Origin of the sequence: Ramlibacter sp. (genome assembly GCF_036676645.1) — a bacterium.
Lineage (GTDB): Bacteria > Pseudomonadota > Gammaproteobacteria > Burkholderiales > Burkholderiaceae_C > Ramlibacter.
In genome coordinates this window covers 1-1,609 of the sequence record NZ_JAKFCM010000051.1, presented here as the reverse complement: position 1 = coordinate 1,609, position 1,609 = coordinate 1, and the positions used below count along the sequence as shown (strand labels likewise).

The following is a 1,609-nucleotide window of genomic DNA, read 5'->3' as shown; positions in this document are numbered from 1 at the left end:
CCTGCCGTTGCTGCTGGTCCCCGGCCCGGCCGCCGAACTGCTGGGGCTGTCCCTCAACCCGACGGCGCTGCTGTTCATTCACATCGCCATGGGGCTGGTCGTGCTCTTCGGTGGGGTCTACTGGCTGATAGCCCGGGACCCGGTGCGCTACCGCCCCTTCATCAGCCTCGGCGTCGTCCTGAAAACCCTGGTTGTCGTCGTCATCCTCAGCCACTGGCTGGCCGGCACCATCAACGGGCGCTTGCCGGCCCTCGCCGCGGGTGACCTGATCTTCGCCCTGCTGTTCTGGGGCTACCTGCGCAGCACGAACGGACTTCAACCCGCCGGCGAGAGCGGTGCCACCTGACCAGGCGCGCTCGCTCGGTGACCGGCAGGCGGGCGCCGGCCAGCGACCGGGCAGCCAGCAACACCTACCAGCCCAGCAAACCATCCACAGGAATCATTCATGAGCACCATCTATATTGCCGGTATCGCCATGACCGTATTCGGTCGTCATCTCGAACGCAGCCTGGACGACCTGGCGGGCGAAGCCCTGCGTGGTGCACTGCAGGATGCCGGCTGCACCAGCAAGGACCTTGGCGCGGCCTACTACGCCGGCATGACCAACGGTCCGCTGCAGGGGCAGATCTCCATCCCCGGCCAGGTGGTCCTGAGCAAGCTGGGCATCGAGCAGATCCCCATCGTCAACGTCGAGAACGCCTGCGCCTCGGGCAGTTCGGCGATCAACCTGGCGGTGCAGTGCCTCAGGGCCGGCACCACCGACGTGGCCCTGGCGATCGGCGCCGAGAAGATGAACATCCCGGACAAGATGAAGGCCTTTGCCCTGTTCGAGGCCGGCTGGGATGTTTCCCGCGCCGAGGAGAACTATCAGACCCTGGTGAAGATGGGTGCGGGCATTACCCCGCCGCCGGGCTCGGAGTCGGACAAGCCCTACAGCAGGTTCATGGCCATCTATGCCGCCATGTGCCGCTGGCACATGCACACCTATGGCACCACTCAGCGGCAGATCGCCGCGGTCTGCGCGAAGAACCACCAGCATTCGGCGCACAACCCCTTCTCGCAGTTCCGCAAGCCCTTCAGCATCGACGAAGTGCTGGCCGCCCCGCCGATCACCTACCCGATCACCCTGCCGATGTGCGCCCCGCTGTCCGACGGTGCCGCGGCCGCGATCCTCTGCACCGAGGAAGGACTCAAGCGCATCGGCGCCGACAAGCGCCGCTGCATCAAGGTGTCCGCCAGCGTCCTGCGCAGCTTCAGCAACCGGCGCCTGGACGAGCCGGAAAAGCACGTCAGCCGCCTGGCCGCCCTGCAGGCCTACGAGATCGCCGGCCTCGGCCCGCAGGACATGCACGTCGCCGAACTGCATGACGCCTCGGCGATGGGCGAGATCATCCATGCGGAAAACCTCGGTCTGGCGCCGCTCGGCCAGGGCGGAGTTTGCGCCGAGCGCGGCGACTTCAGCCTCGGCGGGCGCCTGCCGATCAACACCTCCGGCGGCCTGGAATCCAAGGGCCACCCGCTGGGCGCCACCGGCATCGGCCAGCTGTACGAACTGGTCACCCAGTTGCGCGGCGAGGCCGGCGCGCGCCAGGTCGCAGGCGCCCGGCAT

At 67.7% G+C, this 1,609-nt stretch carries 2 protein-coding genes; both read left to right on the top strand.

What is annotated here, in order from left to right; all coding sequences use genetic code 11:
* Positions 1 to 346: hypothetical protein (locus V6M57_RS07930; RefSeq protein WP_332814444.1), on the top strand; the 346-nt coding region annotated here is incomplete at its 5' end.
* Between the two features lie 99 nt (positions 347 to 445).
* Positions 446 to 1,609 (top strand): thiolase family protein (locus tag V6M57_RS07925; RefSeq protein ID WP_332814443.1); only part of this gene is annotated, 1,164 nt, incomplete at its 3' end.